We start from the raw sequence: 15,967 nt of genomic DNA on the forward strand, positions 1-15,967 counted from the left end.
TATCTTAGAAAGAAAGATGAAAAGGAATGTCTTTTTGAAGCTAAGAAGATATATAGTGCAGAGAATTTAAAAGAGGCAAAGAGAAATTTTCAGTTATGGGAGAGCAAGTGGGGCAGACTTTATCCTAAAGCAGCAGAGTGTATAAGGAAGAACTGGGAGCAATTGACAGCTTTTTACAAGACACCTAAGGCATTATGGAAGAAGTTAAGGACAACAAACATAATAGAGAGGGCATTTAGGGAAGTAAGGCGAAGAACGAGAACTATGAGTTGTTTTAATAATGTTGAAAGTATTGAAAGAATAGTTTTTGCAGTGATAAGCCATTTAAACGAAAAATGGAGGAATACACCTATTTATGAATTTACACAAAGTTATTGACATTACCGGCTTAATCACATTCAAATTTTGTCTATATCAAAAATAAATCTATTTTTACCTTGACATTTAGCTTTATACATCATTTCATCTGCTCTTCTAATTGTCTGTAAAATAGTTTCATTTTCCTTTAAAAAGGTCCCACCACCTGATACTGTGAATTTGATAATACTTTGATTGCAATCTACAAATGTGCTTTCAATTAATTTGGTTAATTTCTCACCTATCGCTTGAATGTCCTTGAAGTCTTTTACAAAAATTATTAAGACAAACTCTTCTCCTCCCCAGCGAACAATAATATCTTCATGCCTTAAGGATTTGACAAAAATTTGAGCAACTGCGTATAGAATTTTATCTCCTGCATCATGTCCATAGGTATCATTTATTCTTTTAAAATCATCTATGTCAAAAAACAATACACCCGTGTGAAAATTTAGCATAGTCATCTCTCTTTGACGAATTGGATATAAAAAATCAAAACCCTTTCTGTTATAGACCTTTGTTAGAGTATCCTTTAAAGCTAAGTTGAAAAGGTCATCATCATAGTCAGAACTTGATATTACCGGAGTAAATAATTCTATTACTCCTTTTGATTCTTTTCCATTTTCTAAGATTGGAATGCCCTTTACCTTAACAAGAAGCCTAAATCCACTTTTATGATGAAGATATACTTCATCTGATACAGCAACATTATTTTTCATTGCATAAAGCATGGGACATTCACTAGTGCATAGCTCCTTGCCTTGTTTGTCAACATGTTTCAATATGTTATCCTTACAGCTTTTACCTAAGACTTCATCTGATTTATAACCGGTTATATCTTCTGCTGCTTTATTCCAAAATATTATATTTCTGCTTTTATCCAGAATATAGACTCCTTCATATAGTTCATTAAGCACAGTTAAAAAATTTGAGTCAATAATCATAGTTAATTATAACAAAATGCAGAGTCAGATTAGATAAAATAATCAATTTTGGGGCATAAGAAAATATGACAAAGCAGAAAATTCAATAGAAAAAAGCGAATAAAAACATAAATAAATATTGAAGGCATCAAAAGAGGCTTTTTTCAATTCACTCTCCATATGGTCTGTATTGAATTTCTCCCTCCACATCAGACACACTCCAGTGTCTTGGCAAAGTATCTGCCTTTGTTCTTACATATCCAACTGGTTTAAATTTATACTCCTGCATTATTTGTAAAATTATAACAAAATTCAGTGTTATTAGATTATGAAGTAAAAATTTGACTTTTAAGGCAGTATTGTTATAGTATTTTGTTTATGGAACTTACAGTTATTGACCTTATAAAACAGACAGGAATTGTTGCGAAGGCTGTTTTACTTATACTACTTTTCTTTTCCATATTTTCATGGGCTATCATATTTTACAAATGGAAGATATTTAAAAACATTAAAAGAGAGAATCAAAAATTCTTTGAGGCTTTTTTAACCTCCAATGGAGCAAAAGAGCTTTTTTCTATAGCCAAAAGATTTGAGTTAAGCCCCCTTGCTTCTCTTTACAGAGGAGTTTTTTCTGAAGCTTATGGTAAAAATCCCAACAATATTGAAGCTATAGTAAGAAAATACTCTTCTGATGAAGCAAATAAGGTAGAAAGTTATCTCGGTTTTCTTGCAACAACAGGTTCAACTACACCATTTATAGGGCTTTTTGGAACGGTATGGGGAATTATGGATGCTTTCAGAAGTATTGGGATAAAGGGCTCAGCTTCAATTGCAACAGTTGCACCGGGTATTGCAGAGGCATTAATTACAACTGCTGCCGGTCTTTTTGCAGCTATTCCAGCAGTAATTGCCTACAATTACTTTACATCGCAAGCTAATAAAATAATTAATGAAGTTCAGGACTTTTCTGAAACTCTTTTAAAATACCCATGGCAGGATTAGCACCTCGCAGAAGATCTTCAATAGCAGACATAAATGTTACTCCTTTAGTTGATGTTATGCTTGTATTGCTCATTATTTTTATGATTACTGCTCCTCTCTTAAAACAGGGAATTGATGTAAACCTTCCAAAAGCAAAGGGTAAGAGCCTTGAAGAGGCTGAGAAAATAAGCATTGTTATTAACAAAGATGGTAGAATATTCCTGAATGATAAAATAATTAACAAAGATGAGCTTCCAGCACTGCTCACTTCATACAAAGACAGCAATACTGCTGTGCTTTTAAAAGCTGATAAAGATGTACCCTATGGTCTCGTTGCTGAAGTTATGGGAGAGATTAAAGCTGCAGGAATAGAAAGAATAGGAATGGTAACAGAGCCAAAAGAGAATCGATGACAGGAAAAATTTATCCTTCTTTGTTTTTGTCTCTCTTTTTTCATGGTTTGTTTATTCTGGCATTAATCTTCGGAGTAAGAAATTCTGTTAAAGATTTTAAGAATCTGACATATGTAACACTAATTCACCAGGCAGGTAATTCATCGCAACCAGCCTCATTGAATGAGGAAAATAAAACACAAACCTCATCGACAAAGCAATCAGTTCAGGAGTCAAAAGAAATTTCAAAAAAACCTGTTGAAAAAACTCAGAAAACTTCAAGGGAAGATGAACAACTTCTTCAGGAAAGAATTGCTGCTCTTAGAGCTAAGAAGAAAATTCTTGAAAGAGCACAGGCTGGTTCAGTAGAACTTAAAAGTGGACAAACTTCTAAAGGTGCTGAAGTCTCATCAAGTTATTTAGCTCTGATTTCAGGCATCATAAGACAGAACTGGAGCGTTCCTGATACAGTTTCTAAAAATCTTGAAGCAGTTGTATCAGTGCGAATCCTGTCAAATGGGCATGTGATTGTCGAAGGATTTGAAAAAAAATCAGGTAATATTGTCTTTGATTCATCTGTATTGGTAGCTATCAGAAACTCTTCTCCTCTTCCACCTCCAAGAAGTGAGGTAGTGGTTGGATTGAGGTTTAAACCATGAAATTCTTAAAAATCTTTTTTTTCTTAGTCTGCTTTCATTTTCTATCTTTAAGCTTTGCATGGGCAGAAAAAATTTATCTTGATATAACTCAACCGGGAATTAAAAAACTTTCTTTGGCTGTTGAAGGATTTGATAGATTTCCAACTCTTTTTGATACTTTAAAAGAAGATCTTGAATTTACAGAGTATTTTAAAGTTTACGGACCTTTCCCTTATAGAGCAGAGCAGTTTGATCCTAATTTATGGAAATCCTCTAATGTAGAGATTGTTGTAAGGGCTGAAACTTATGAGAAGATTTTAATTAAGATTTTTTCAGTTGCTTCCACATCACCGATATTTGTAAAAGAGTATTCTTTAAAAGATGATCAGCACACAGGAAAACTTATTGCATCAGACATATACAAACTCCTGACAGGTAAAGAATCACCTTTTTTTAATAGATTTGTTTTTGTGAGAAAAATCTCCAAATCAATGGGACTTTTTTTAAGCAACTGGAACGGAAAAAATGTTATAGATACAGGACTGAGAAGAGAGATCATATCAAGAGTTGTCCTCAGAGGGAATAAAATTTTTTATTCCTGTCTTGATGGAAAATTCTGGAAAATAGAAGTGTTTGATATGGCAAACAGGATAAATAAGGAACTTATAAAGAGCAGATCACTCCTTATGCTTGGCGACGTATTGAATGATAGAGAGTTGCTCTACTCAGAAAGCGATGGTGAGATATCGGAAATAAAGATTTTCGATATATCTGGGAAAACAAGAACCATATCCTCATCAAGATGGATTGATACTTCTCCAAGATTGAAAGGCTATAAAGTATTTTTTGTTTCAAATAGAAGTGGTCAGCCTCAGATTTATGAAATGTCTCATTCAGGATTAAATATAAAAAGAGTAACATATCGGGGAAGATACAACACAGAACCATCTATAAGTCCTGATGGCAGCAAATTAGCTTTTTCTTCTCTAAATGGTAATTTTCAGATTCATATTATGGATAAATCCACAGAAAGCCAAAATCAGATAACAAAAGAAGGTAACAATGAGCAGCCTTCTTTCTGCCCAGATGGTCATTTTTTAACGATAATGTCAGACAGAAGAGGGAAAAAGGAAATATATCTAATAAGTGCTGATGGTGTTGTTCAGAAGTCTTTAACTTATGGATATCTTCCCTATTGTACCAGATGATGAAGGTTTATTCTGGAATCGATATATTTGAAAAGGTTCTTCCAAAGAAATTTTATGGGTTACGGGCTGGTGTTCTTATCCATCCAGCATCGGTAAATAGAAAGCTTGTTTACACCAAAGATGTTTTTCTTAAAAGTAAAAAAATTCAAATTAAGGCTTTTTTCGGACCTCAACATGGTATATTTGGAGATACGCAGGACAATATGATTGAGTGGGAAGGCTTTATTGATAAGACGACAGGGTTGCCAGTCTATAGCCTTTATGGAAAAACAAGAAAACCCACAGAACAGATGCTTGAAGGTATTGAAGTCTTTATAATTGATTTACAGGATGTTGGAGCAAGGTACTACACCTATATATGGACAATGGCATTATGTATGGAAGCGTGCGAGAGGAAAATTTCTTTAATTGTTCTTGATAGAGTTAATCCAATCGGAGGACATATTGTAGAAGGACCTGTGCTAAAGTCAGAGTTTTCATCTTTTGTAGGACTTTATCCCCTACCTATACGTCATGGAATGACAATTGGTGAAATCGCTATGTATTTTAAAAGTAGATTTTATCCAGAAGTAGATCTTACTGTAATTCCTCTTCGTGGTTGGAGAAGAAATCAATGGTTTGACAGTACAGGACTTCCTTGGGTAATGCCTTCTCCAAACATGCCAACTCTTGAAACTGCCACAGTCTATCCAGGAATGTGCCTTCTTGAAGGAACTATTTTGAGCGAAGGAAGAGGTACTACAAGACCTTTTGAAATATTTGGTGCTCCCTTTATAGAACCAGAAAGGCTTGTTAGAAGGCTTAACGACTTTAAACTAAAGGGAGTATTTTTTAGACCTCTTTACTTTAGTCCCACCTTTAATAAGTTTGCTGGTAAACTATGTGGAGGAGCTCAAATTCACGTAATTGATAGAGAAAAATTCAAACCATTCAAGACAGCCATTGCAATTCTTCTTGCAATAAAAGAACTCTATCCTGAGATTAATCTATGGCGTCAACCTCCATATGAGTATGAGTTTGAAAAACTTCCTTTTGACATTCTTGCTGGTTCAGATCGTGTGAGAAAAGATATCGAAGAGGGAAAATCTCTCAAAGATATGGAGAGCTGGTGGAATGAGGAAGTTCAGATGTTTGAACAAATAAGAAAACAATATCTTCTCTATGATTAAAGGATTTATTCTTGCTGCTGGATATTCAACGAGACTGAGACCTATTACAGAACATATCCCCAAACCCTTGATGCCTATTGCTGGTGAAGTATTACTTGACTATATTGTTAAGAATTTAAGCGTTTTCACTAAAGAGATTGGTATAAATCTTCATTATAAAGCAGATGAGATGCAGGATTATATAAAAAAGCAAAATCTTCCCCTGAAAACATTTTATGAAAAAGAGATTCTTCTTACTGGTGGTGCACTATGGAACGCAAAAGAATTTCTTAAAGACTCTGTTTTTGTTGTCCATAATGGAGATATATACTCTGATGCAGATATTAAAGAAGCATTAAACTGGCATATAGAAAATGAAAATGCAATAACTCTCTTAGTTCATGACTGTAAAGCTCACAATAAATTGATTATTGATGAAAGTGGAAATCTGGTAGGTATTGGGAGTTCAGAAAATAGTCTTGCATTCTCGGGAATTGCTATTTATAGCCCTCAAATTCTTGATTTTTTACCTGATGGTCCTTCATCAATCATTGATCTATGGTTTAAAGCTGCGGAAAAAAGATTAAAAGTAAAGATCTTTAGAATAAAATATAACTTTTGGTTTGACATAGGCAGTGTAGAAGGATATGTAAATGCGGTCTTTGATAAACTAAGAAGAAATTTTACTTCTATATATATCCATTCTTCAGCATCTGGATGTGAACTTATTGAACCTGAAGGCAAAGTTGTGGTGGAAAGAGATGTAAAGATAAAAAAGCCATTCAGAGCGAAAAATATCATAGTATTACCTGAGACTGAACTGGCGCCTGAAAGTAGATATCTTGCAGACTTAATAATTGGCAGAGGTTTCAAAATATCCATCGGGAAAATAAATGATACTGAATCATTAATATCCGGTGGTTCAGATAGAAGATACTTTAGAAAAGACAATAAAGTTTTTTGTGAATGGGTAAAACTATCAGAAGATTTTGAAAAAACAATCCTATTAAACAGATTTTTTAGTGAGAAAAAATTACCTTTGCCTAAGATTATTGAAATAGACAGAGATAGAAAAACAATTGTTTTTGAAGATCTTGGAGATTTAACTCTCTATAGCTGGCTTCAGTGTAAGAGAAAAGATGAAGATATTGAGTCGATTTATAAAAAAATAGTTGAAACTATTGGGAGACTTCACTGGAAAATCTCTAAAGAGGCGATAGATTTAAATCTACCAGAATTTGATTACTCCTATTTTTTATGGGAAAGTAACTATTTTTTGAAAGAGTGTGTAAAGGAATTTTTCAAAATCTACGAAGACTTAGACGAAGACTTTGAGAGAATTGCTGAAATTTTATCAAAAGCAGAGAAGGTTATATTGCACAGAGATTTACAAAGCCAAAATATTATTTTAAAAAATGGAAAAATATATTTTGTTGATTATCAAAGTGCAAGATGGGGACCAGCAGCTTATGATATTGCCTCTTTACTTTGGGATCCCTATGTAAAGATTAAAGATGAAATAAGAAAGAGAGTTGTTGATTTTTATATTAAAATACACGGGCTTGATGAGGAGAAATTCCTTAAAGAGCTTTACCTATGCAGAATTCAAAGACATATGCAGGCTCTTGGCGCATATGGTTTTTTATCTTTGAAAAAAAGAAAGAAAAGCTTTTTGAAATTTATTCCCTACGCAATAGATTTACTGTTAAATGATTTTGAAGACTGCCACATTCATCTGCCCAAGATAAAAGCTATCACACTCAAACTTAGACAAAAGTGCAAGTTCTTATTATGAATTTTGTTGACTTTAAAATATTAAAAACTACTAACTATTTTGAACACCTTAAAAGTAAACATAAAGACGATTGTGAAGATAGGTTAGAGTTTTAGTTCTTTTTCCAATTTTTCCATAAATTCTTTATAATTTTTTTCACCAAAGAAGGCTGAGCCCATAACAAGAATGTCAGCTCCTGCATTTACAATTTCTCTTGCATTTTCAAGCTTTACACCACCATCAACTTCTACTAATGCCCTGTAGCCTCCTTTTAAAATCATTGATTTAGCTCTCTTTATTTTATCTATTGAGGATGGTATAAACTGTTGTCCTCCAAATCCTGGATTAACTGACATTATTAATAGTAAATCAACCTCATGAAGTATTTCCTCAACTGTATTTAAAGGTGTTGCTGGATTTAGAGAAATTCCCACTTTAATCCCGTGTTCTTTTATCTGCCATACTATTCTGTGCAAATGAACACATGCTTCAACATGAACTGTAAGGCAATCTGCACCGGCTTTTACGAAGTCTGATATGTATTTTTCAGGATTTGTTATCATCAGGTGAACATCAAGAGGAAGGCGTGTAGCTTTTCTTACAGCTTCTATTACTAATGGTCCAATTGTAATATTTGGAACAAAGTGACCATCCATTACATCAATATGAATCATGTCAACACCAGCCTCTTCTGCAAGTATAACCTCTTCAGCAAGTTTTCCAAAATTAGCTGAGAGAATTGATGGAGCTATCAGTGTCAATTTTGTCCTCCTTAAGTATGTATTTTTCAACAATTCTTTTAACTGCCTTATGCGCTGTGTTAAAGGCATACATAATGCTTCCACGGTCTGTAGCTATATCACCGATTAAAAAAATTCTCTCTAAATTGCTTTCTCCAAATTCGTCTATTTTGGGTTTTCCATTAATAAATTCTATCCCAATTTTTTTAAGAAAATCTTTCGGGGTGCTACCGCCAAGACAATAAAAAATTTTTGAAAAAATTTCTTCAGAACCGTCTTTAAATATTACTTTAACCTGTTGAGCTGCAGGCTCTAATCTCTCTATATCACTTCCTAAAAGAAATCGGATTTTGTTTTTTCTTTTTTCAAGCTCTTTAAGGTTTTCTTCATTTATACGAAAAAATTTTTTTCTTCTGTAAGAAAGAAAAACATCACAGCTTCCAGAAAGAGCACAGGCTGTCTCAACTGCTGAGTTCCCTCCTCCCACAACGAGTATTTTTTCGTTTTTTGGAAGTTCTTTTGGAATCCTAAAAAATACTTTGTTTTTTACTTCTTCAGGAATTGGATATGAAGGCTTTTTTGGATTATCAAAAACTCCAGTTGCCACTATTACTATAAAACTTTCTGCAATTGTAGAATTTTCGTGTTTAAGCTTATATAGGTCATTAATTTTTTCCACTCCGTCAACTCTTGTATTAAACTTAATTTCTATATTGTAATCTTTTATGTATTTACGCATTCTTTCAAGAAAAGCTTCTTTTGTCTCCGTCTCAAAATCACATATACCTTGAGCATTTAAATTCAACCCTTTAAACACTTTATCAACTCTTTTTTGAGGAGGATAAAATTTTCTTATTGTTGAGCATATATCACCTTCTTTTTCAAATACAACGACCTCCTTAATTCCATTTGCCTTTAGTTCAACTGCTGCTGCCAGCCCTGCTGGACCAGCTCCTACTATGCTTACAAATGTTTTCATAAATTTCACCCTATTTCATGTAATTTTAAGGTGTTTGACTGTCCAGATACAATTACTATTTTATCAGAACTATTTGCAATGTTAAAATTTTTAATAGTTTTTTCTCAATTTCTTCTATAGAAAAATTTTTATTTCACATGGGAATTATCCCAAAAAAGAGAAAGGAAAGCACTCTTGTGGTTGACGCAAATTCAGTAAAAATTGCCTTTGCATTAATATCTTGAGCAACTTTGACTGCACGGAGGCAATTGATTCGATAAAAGAACTCGCAAATGACTTTATCAATTAAAGACCAAAAATTGACATTTTAGTCTCACAAACCCTTGATTTTACTTATGGAGCTGAGGGGAGTCGAACCCCCGACCTCTTGAATGCCATTTATAAAAAGGCATTATCTGTTGTTATCTACTGTTATCTTTTGCTATAAAAATCAAGGGTTTTCACCTGTCTTATTTTCTGACATTACCCCTTGTTAGTTAGTATTAAGTGACACAGTTACTGACACAGTCAAGGAATGGCAATGAATTACCAGAGCGTTTTTCTTTGCCGATAAGCAAAGTGTTTAATAAACAGACATTGCGTTTTTAGAGTTTATCTAAAAAAGCTATCAAATGGCAATAAATTGCCTTTTGTTTGTTTTTCTTAACCAATTCTTATCTAACAACCATTCCTTTGCTTCTGTCAAAAAATAAACCCTTTTTAATAAAGACCCTATGCTTAACATAGGCTTTGACTATAAAGAGGCTCAGGATTGATTTTATGAAAAATTGGTCTCTGTAAAGGGTTGAGAATGCTTGATGTCTGTTTTAGCAGAAAGTTGTTGTTCCTGTTTAACATCATCTCAAAGCAGAATACCTCTACAATGTTTCTGGTTCACTGCTGGTTGACCACTGGTCATTCAAGGCTCAGGTATGCGATGTCTATCCCAATCTTCCCCCCATAGAAAAAAACAGGGTTACACTGTTACAAATGTCTGTTACAGTCTGTTACACTGTTACAAAATCTGGCAAAGTTATTGAGAAATAAGGGAAATTAGGTCTGTTACAAGCCTGTTACACTGTTACAGGTCTGTTACCTTGTTACCCTGTTGTTACCATATCACAAAATTCTTTAACATCAATAACTTTCACTAAGTTTGTTACCCTGTTACCTTGCTTGTTACCCTGTTACAGGCGTTTCACTTAGCGTTTCATCCAGCGTTTCAGTTGTTTCACTCTGTTTCAGGTATTGGTAAGTTATTGAAAAATAAAGGGAAATTAAGCGTTTCATTTAGTGTTTCAGTGTTTCAGTCAGTGTTACCCTGTTAAGGGAAAGACAGATAGCAAGCTCTATCTCTTTTTCTTACTAACTTGATGGATATTTGAAAAAAAGGGAAAAGATAAATAAAAGTGCTGGCTGTTAGATTATGCTTTGCTCATCTTACATGAGCGTTGATATAGTTAACCTGCAAGATTATAAGCAATACCTGTGGTTAATAGCTAATTCTCTTAACCTGCCTTTTGTTAACAGGCTCTTCTCACTAATTAATTTACTCTTTTAACTTACTCTTCAGGATGCTCTCACTTTATTGATTGTTAGTAGTTAACCTGTCTGTTAACAGGTAACTGTTCATTTACAGATACAACTAAAAAATCAGATTTTCTCAACTTGTAGTAATTGCCATTACCAGACAATCACTTTCAATGTTACCTGTTGTTTTTAATCAATTCTGAGACATTTTTTTACCAGAGCCTATACTTTTATACCCCCACTTTAAAAAGAGGCTTAGAATTGATTTTCAGGAAAACAACTTCTCGGAAAGTGTTGATAGTGCTTGATTTAGTTTTTTGCTTTTTTTCTTTTTAAGGGAGTTATTCTAAAAAGAACTGGATACTTCTGCTTTAGTTCTATCCATTCTGTTCTATCCTCAGGGTATATTCCTAATCTCTGAAGTCTTCTCTGTATGGTTGCTTTGTGCATTCTACACTCAGAACAGAATAAAGCCCACTTTCCTTTTTTTGGAACAAAGTATCTACCGCATACTATACATTCAACACCATAAGCAATGTCCTCTTCCTGTTTACTCTCAACATACTCTATACAGGCATCTACAAAAGCATTTATTGAGATGAGATTACCCTCTTCATCAATAGCGTTCCTCTGATATAAAAAGTTGCGGATGTTTAAAAAGAGAGATTGCAAGACAGGGTTGTCTGGTAAAGAGAGAGAGGATTTAAGAGATTTAAACTTTTTTCTGGCTTTATCAATCATCTCAACCAATCCTTTAAAGCTAACTGTCTTTTGTCTTCTAAAAAGGTCAAGAAAGGGTTCTTTTAAGAGGTTAATAAGACCTTCAAAAGATACAAAGGGTGGTTCCTTGCCTTCTCTATCTGCCTGTTTAAAGTGTTCCTCATAGTGTGAAATAACAGGAGCATATTCTTTATTCCTGTTTACATAACTGAGACCACACAAAACATAACCAAAGAACCGAACATACTCAGCTATCTCTTTAACATTCCAGAGACAATATCCATCTGTTGTTTTGTGAAGCAGACAGCATCTTTTATCCCATTGAAGCTCAGAACAAATTCTATCCTGAAGCTTTATTAACGTATCCCTGTCTGCAAAACTACCCTTTACTAAAACGACTCCCTCAGCAGCATACCAAACTACTTTTAAAAGCTCTTTTTTCATTTTTGCACCTCTTTAATCTATGTTCATTCAATAAAGCATTGATTGTATTAGAAAAAAGTTCGTTCATTCAATTTTTCTGTTCATCCAATAAAATGCTAATAATTCTATTCTTCTAATTTGTTTACTCTATAACAAAAAAACCTATAAGAAAGTTTACACTAAAAGCATAGGAAAGTCAACAAAACAAAAAGGAGGTGAGAGGATGAAAAACATCCCTTTCAAAGGAACTCAAAAGGTTACGAGAATAGGCAATGGATACTACTTTTTAATTCCAGCTCTATGGATAAGGTTAAACGGACTTTGGAGTGCTAAATCTCCAGTTGTTGAAATGGACATAACGGAAAAAAGGATTGTGATTAAGCCAATTAAAAAGACAAGAGAGCCTCAGAACGAGGCTCATGAGTAAAACAAAAAGGAGGGTTTTAAACGATGCTTGCTAACATTTTAACACTTCCAAAATGTAAAATGCAAAGTGTAGCTCATTGTTATCTGAGAGGTGGCTACTCCATAGTTCCTCTAAAACCAGATTCAAAGGAACCTGCCGTAAAGTGGAAAGATTACACGGAAAGTCGCATGATTGAGGGGTTAGTCCCCAAATTTTTCACAGATACCTCCAACATCGCTATAGTAACAGGTAGGATAAGCAACCTCATCGTCATTGATGTAGATGATGTTGAAAAGTTCTCAAAAATTTATGACTTTGAAAGATTGATGGAAGAGGCAAAAACAGTGGTTAAGTCGCCGAATGGCTGGCACTTCTGGTTCTCATATAATCCAGAATTTAGGTCAAAACAATTCCAAAAATTTGGTTTTGACATAAAGAGTGATGGATGCCTAATCACCGTTTCACCGTCAAAAGTTGATGGTAAAGTTTACAGCTTTATTAAATCCGAAGGGCTTAATGAAATGCCACAAGAACTGAAAGAAAAAATCTTGAAACTTCAAAACCCAAAACCTGTTAGTAAAGATGAGTTGATGCTTCAAGAAGTTCTGAGCAGGGTTAGGGTTGACAAACAACTTCCTGATGGTGTCTATCGTTGTTATTGTCCAGCGCACGACGACCACGAACCAAGCCTTGATGTGGGGTTGAAAGACGGCAGGCTTTTCATTCGTTGTTGGGCGGGATGCACAAAGGAAGAGGTATTACAAGCAATTGGTTTGGAAAAGGGAGCAGAGAGGGATAGCACATCCCAGAAACTACTCAAGATTGCTGAAGGTTACGAATATTGGCGAAACAAAAACCAAGAGGAGTTTGTAACAGTTACTGTTGGCGGTGAAATTAGGAATTTAAGAGTTAATTCAACCGAATTTAAAAAATTGTTGCTATTTGAATTCTGTCAGCGTTATGGCAAAGCCGCTCATACACAGGCACTCTATGAAGTGATTACTGCACTTGCAGGCAAGGCACTTGTAGAGGGGAAAGAGTATCAGACATTTGTTAGAGTAGGCAAAATAGATGATTTAATAGAGCTTGACCTCTGCAATGGCAAAGTTGTTCAGATAACAAAAGAGAAAATTAAAATTGTTACTACGCCTTTTTTGAAATTTGAAAGAACGACAAGTTCATTACCTCTTCCTGACCCTGATTTGAATGTTGAAAAAGAAGAATGGGAACTTTTAGCACAGATTATTAATACGAGTAGAAACGACTTAATCCTCATGCTTGCATGGCTTCTGGGCTGCTTCAACATTGACGGGGAATTTCCAATAATGAATATCACTGGCGAGCGTGAAGGAATTGGTAAGACCACTGCTACTGCTTTTCTAAAGTCCATAGTTGACCCATCAGTGGTGAACATCAAGCCGCTACCGAAGACTGAGGACGATTTCGTTGTGGTTTGTCTACACAACCACATTGTTGCATTCGATAACCTCAGCCACATAACAGATACCATGAGTGATGCTTTATGTAGGATATCCACAGGCTCAGCATTAGCAAAAAGGAAGTTATTTACTGATACAGAAGCGGTCCAGTATTTTGTTAAAAAGCCTGTAATCTTGAATGGAATAGATTTGTTTGCAGAAAGGAGAGACTTAAGAAGGCGTTGCATACATGTTGAGCTTGAGAGGATAGACAATCCCAAACCTATTGAATGGTTGAGAAAACAATTTCAAGCCATACATCCAAAGATATTGGGCTGGCTTGTGAGGGCTGTGCAACTGGCTTTAAGAGAAAAGATAGATGAATCGTTGAATCTTACTGATTTGGCCTCATTCGTTAGCTTCGTATGTAAAACGGAAAAGCTTTTCCCAGTTAGTGGACAGGAATTCATTGACCTGTTTAAGACTAATAGACTAAGGGTGAGTGTATCCACAATCTCAGAGAACCCACTTGTTACCTTTCTTAATGAACTGTTAAGGGATAAAGAAAAATGGTCTGGGTCAGTGTCAGAGCTGTATGACCTGTTTTACCAGAAGTATGCTCCCACTTCCTTTAAAAACCAAATTCCAAAGGATGTAAAGAGCTTTAGCAAGAAGATAAGGAGGCTCCTTACTGACCTTGAGAATATAGGAGTTGAGATTTCATTTTCCAGAGACCAAAAGGTTAGAACTATACACATTAAAAAGAGTAGGGATTTTAATGTCACAGATGTCATCTTGTCATTTTCCCAAGAAAATCAAGCACTTACGGGTGACAAGAAAGGTGACAACAAAAATTTTGATGTCATCTTAATGTCACCCGATGACAAGAAACCTGATAGTGGTGACAACAAAAATCTTTTCTTGTCATCCCGTAACCCATTGAAAAATAAGGAAAATGACGATAATGACGATAATGACGTTAATTTTCCAACTTTTTTTAAAAAGGATATTGAAAAAGAAATGAATAAATGGAGCGAGATAGACTGGAGCGAGATAGACCTTGACGACATAGAAGTTTTAGAGGAGGAAGAGAAAAAATGAGAGTGAAAGTATTAAAAAGCTTCAGAACAAAGAACAGGGTCTTTCATACTGGAGAGGTCGGGGAAATACCCGACTCTCTTTTTCACAAACTAAGTTTAAAAGGCATTGTTGAGCCTCAACCGTGCTTATTAGGGAAAATCAGATACAAAGATAGAGAACTCCTTTTTGAGGATGCACAGAGACTGATGCATCTGTTCCAGAAAGCAGGTGTTAAAGAAGAAGAGTTAATTGCTCTTTTTGAAGAGGAATTACAGGTTCATGAAAACTTCTGTTCTAATCCTCAACTTGTTCTTGAGATTAAGGATAACTACGACCTTGTGTTCAGTTGCCTTAGTTGTGGTGGCGGGATTTCATACTTCTATCGCAACTGGTTAAGAGACAAGCTCAGACAGGTAGGGACTGCCTCTTTAAACAGAAGATATGCTGTCGCAAGGAGGTGAGTTAATGGACTGGATTATCAAAGCAACTTTACTTGTTCTTATCTTTAACATGGTCTATCTTGTTATTGATTACAGGAACTGGAGGTAAGAAAGGATGCCTAACATCCAGTTTACAGAACAGGAACTGGAGGAACTGGCAAACAAGCTTGCAGACAAACTCTTCTTAAAACTAAAGGAACGCCTTAATCAGGAAGGGGAACTCTTAACCTTAGAACAGGCATGTGATTATCTCAAGTGTAATAAGGGCTGGTTATACAAGAAGGTTCAACAGAAAGAGATACCATTCATCAAAATAGGCAAATATCTGAGGTTTAGAAAAAAGGAGCTTGACAAGTGGATGAAGTAGTAGAGAGATTTAACAGGCTTAAGAGAGCTAATCCACATACTGGTAATGTTCTTATCCTTGCTCAAATAGTCTCTGAACACTCTTTAACAAAAAGACAGATAAAGAAGTATTTGCACCTGCTCTGCAGAAAAGACTACGATTACTTTGAAGATGAAAAGGGTCTGATTGACTTTCTTTATTCTTTTAGTAAAAAATAAAGTTGAACTTAAGAAAAGAGCAACAAGTAAACTTTAGTGAACCATGACAAAAAAGCAACATTTTTCGTGAGTGTGTTTTATAAACCTGTGTTTTCAATCTGTTTCACTTTGTAGCTTAACTGGGTCTTTCTGTTAAAAAGTTAGTGACACACTTACTGACACAGTTTACTTTTTTTGTTTATCTATCAATAACTTACAACCCTGTTTCAAGATATGCTATCAAGAGGTCATCTTGACAATATGAATGTTTATCTAATTATTTCTATC

At 34.7% G+C, this 15,967-nt stretch carries 16 protein-coding genes; 12 read left to right on the forward strand and 4 right to left on the reverse strand.

The annotated features are described in order from the left end of the window. On the forward strand, positions 1-378 hold a 378-nt coding region (locus TAGGR_RS02925), incomplete at its 5' end, for a transposase (protein ID WP_173636693.1). Between the two features lie 20 nt (positions 379-398). Here TAGGR_RS02925 and TAGGR_RS02930 read toward each other — a convergent pair. Next, positions 399-1,301, reverse strand: coding sequence for a sensor domain-containing diguanylate cyclase (locus tag TAGGR_RS02930; protein WP_059175864.1), 903 nt, complete (start codon positions 1,299-1,301; stop codon positions 399-401). Between the two features lie 357 nt (positions 1,302-1,658). On the opposite strand from TAGGR_RS02930, the gene tolQ reads away from it, so the two are divergent. From tolQ to TAGGR_RS02960, 6 genes are read left to right on the forward strand one after another with little or no spacing between them, the layout of a single operon-like run. Beyond that, positions 1,659-2,282 (forward strand): protein TolQ, encoded by a 624-nt coding sequence (gene tolQ / locus TAGGR_RS02935; protein WP_059175865.1) that lies wholly within the window; start codon positions 1,659-1,661, stop codon positions 2,280-2,282. Next, complete coding sequence (tolR, locus tag TAGGR_RS02940; protein WP_059175866.1) at positions 2,270-2,674, forward strand: protein TolR; 405 nt, start codon at positions 2,270-2,272, stop codon at positions 2,672-2,674. Before tolQ ends, tolR begins: the two co-directional genes overlap by 13 nt. Next, positions 2,671-3,312, forward strand: coding sequence for a cell envelope integrity protein TolA (gene tolA, locus TAGGR_RS02945; protein ID WP_059175867.1), 642 nt, complete (start codon positions 2,671-2,673; stop codon positions 3,310-3,312). The genes tolR and tolA overlap by 4 nt, the downstream gene beginning before the upstream one ends. Then, positions 3,309-4,499 carry a PD40 domain-containing protein gene (locus TAGGR_RS02950; RefSeq protein WP_059175868.1) on the forward strand — a complete coding sequence of 397 codons (1,191 nt, stop codon included), beginning with the start codon at positions 3,309-3,311 and terminating at the stop codon, positions 4,497-4,499. Before tolA ends, TAGGR_RS02950 begins: the two co-directional genes overlap by 4 nt. Further along, entirely contained in the window at positions 4,496-5,668 is a 1,173-nt protein-coding gene (locus TAGGR_RS02955) for an exo-beta-N-acetylmuramidase NamZ family protein (protein ID WP_059175869.1), read from the forward strand. Before TAGGR_RS02950 ends, TAGGR_RS02955 begins: the two co-directional genes overlap by 4 nt. After that, a complete protein-coding gene (locus TAGGR_RS02960; protein ID WP_059175870.1) occupies positions 5,661-7,442 on the forward strand; it encodes a sugar phosphate nucleotidyltransferase in 1,782 nt (593 codons plus the stop codon). Before TAGGR_RS02955 ends, TAGGR_RS02960 begins: the two co-directional genes overlap by 8 nt. An 83-nt stretch (positions 7,443-7,525) precedes the next feature. Here TAGGR_RS02960 and rpe read toward each other — a convergent pair whose 3' ends face one another. The 3 genes from rpe to TAGGR_RS02975 all read right to left on the reverse strand — a co-directional run bounded on the left by rpe (position 7,526) and on the right by TAGGR_RS02975 (position 11,813). Then, the gene (gene rpe, locus TAGGR_RS02965; protein ID WP_059175871.1) at positions 7,526-8,182 is read right to left on the reverse strand and encodes a ribulose-phosphate 3-epimerase; all 657 of its coding nucleotides are present in this window, start codon (positions 8,180-8,182) and stop codon (positions 7,526-7,528) included. Next, positions 8,148-9,140: an NAD(P)-binding domain-containing protein gene (locus TAGGR_RS02970; protein WP_059175872.1), complete on the reverse strand. Its 993-nt coding sequence runs from the start codon at positions 9,138-9,140 to the stop codon at positions 8,148-8,150. Before TAGGR_RS02970 ends, rpe begins: the two co-directional genes overlap by 35 nt. 1,818 nt (positions 9,141-10,958) lie before the next feature. Further along, complete coding sequence (locus TAGGR_RS02975) at positions 10,959-11,813, reverse strand: hypothetical protein (RefSeq protein ID WP_059175873.1); 855 nt, start codon at positions 11,811-11,813, stop codon at positions 10,959-10,961. Between the two features lie 202 nt (positions 11,814-12,015). Between TAGGR_RS02975 and TAGGR_RS02980 the strand changes: the two genes are divergently transcribed. The 5 genes from TAGGR_RS02980 (at position 12,016) to TAGGR_RS03000 (ending at position 15,700) form a co-directional block, all read left to right on the forward strand. After that, positions 12,016-12,219, forward strand: coding sequence for a hypothetical protein (locus TAGGR_RS02980; RefSeq protein WP_059175874.1), 204 nt, complete (start codon positions 12,016-12,018; stop codon positions 12,217-12,219). 23 nt (positions 12,220-12,242) lie between these two features. Further along, a complete protein-coding gene (locus TAGGR_RS02985; protein WP_059175875.1) occupies positions 12,243-14,717 on the forward strand; it encodes a bifunctional DNA primase/polymerase in 2,475 nt (824 codons plus the stop codon). Beyond that, a complete protein-coding gene (locus TAGGR_RS02990) occupies positions 14,714-15,157 on the forward strand; it encodes a hypothetical protein (protein ID WP_059175876.1) in 444 nt (147 codons plus the stop codon). The genes TAGGR_RS02985 and TAGGR_RS02990 overlap by 4 nt, the downstream gene beginning before the upstream one ends. A 94-nt stretch (positions 15,158-15,251) precedes the next feature. After that, positions 15,252-15,503 (forward strand): helix-turn-helix domain-containing protein, encoded by a 252-nt coding sequence (locus TAGGR_RS02995; protein WP_059175877.1) that lies wholly within the window; start codon positions 15,252-15,254, stop codon positions 15,501-15,503. After that, complete coding sequence (locus TAGGR_RS03000; RefSeq protein ID WP_059175878.1) at positions 15,491-15,700, forward strand: hypothetical protein; 210 nt, start codon at positions 15,491-15,493, stop codon at positions 15,698-15,700. The genes TAGGR_RS02995 and TAGGR_RS03000 overlap by 13 nt, the downstream gene beginning before the upstream one ends. Positions 15,701-15,967 lie beyond the last annotated feature (267 nt).

Origin of the sequence: Thermodesulfovibrio aggregans (assembly GCF_001514535.1) — a bacterium.
GTDB lineage: Bacteria > Nitrospirota > Thermodesulfovibrionia > Thermodesulfovibrionales > Thermodesulfovibrionaceae > Thermodesulfovibrio > Thermodesulfovibrio aggregans.

Excerpts from the sequence above, each read along its gene's own strand:
- TAGGR_RS02930 (WP_059175864.1), bottom strand. The coding sequence starts at position 1,301 with ATGATTATTGACTCAAATTTTTTAACTGTGCTTAATGAACTATATGAA.
- tolQ (WP_059175865.1), top strand. The coding sequence starts at position 1,659 with ATGGAACTTACAGTTATTGACCTTATAAAACAGACAGGAATTGTTGCG.
- tolR (WP_059175866.1), top strand. The coding sequence starts at position 2,270 with ATGGCAGGATTAGCACCTCGCAGAAGATCTTCAATAGCAGACATAAAT.
- tolA (WP_059175867.1), top strand. The coding sequence starts at position 2,671 with ATGACAGGAAAAATTTATCCTTCTTTGTTTTTGTCTCTCTTTTTTCAT.
- TAGGR_RS02950 (WP_059175868.1), top strand. The coding sequence starts at position 3,309 with ATGAAATTCTTAAAAATCTTTTTTTTCTTAGTCTGCTTTCATTTTCTA.
- TAGGR_RS02955 (WP_059175869.1), top strand. The coding sequence starts at position 4,496 with ATGATGAAGGTTTATTCTGGAATCGATATATTTGAAAAGGTTCTTCCA.
- TAGGR_RS02960 (WP_059175870.1), top strand. The coding sequence starts at position 5,661 with ATGATTAAAGGATTTATTCTTGCTGCTGGATATTCAACGAGACTGAGA.
- TAGGR_RS02970 (WP_059175872.1), bottom strand. The coding sequence starts at position 9,140 with ATGAAAACATTTGTAAGCATAGTAGGAGCTGGTCCAGCAGGGCTGGCA.
- TAGGR_RS02975 (WP_059175873.1), bottom strand. The coding sequence starts at position 11,813 with ATGAAAAAAGAGCTTTTAAAAGTAGTTTGGTATGCTGCTGAGGGAGTC.
- TAGGR_RS02980 (WP_059175874.1), top strand. The coding sequence starts at position 12,016 with ATGAAAAACATCCCTTTCAAAGGAACTCAAAAGGTTACGAGAATAGGC.
- TAGGR_RS02985 (WP_059175875.1), top strand. The coding sequence starts at position 12,243 with ATGCTTGCTAACATTTTAACACTTCCAAAATGTAAAATGCAAAGTGTA.
- TAGGR_RS02990 (WP_059175876.1), top strand. The coding sequence starts at position 14,714 with ATGAGAGTGAAAGTATTAAAAAGCTTCAGAACAAAGAACAGGGTCTTT.
- TAGGR_RS02995 (WP_059175877.1), top strand. The coding sequence starts at position 15,252 with ATGCCTAACATCCAGTTTACAGAACAGGAACTGGAGGAACTGGCAAAC.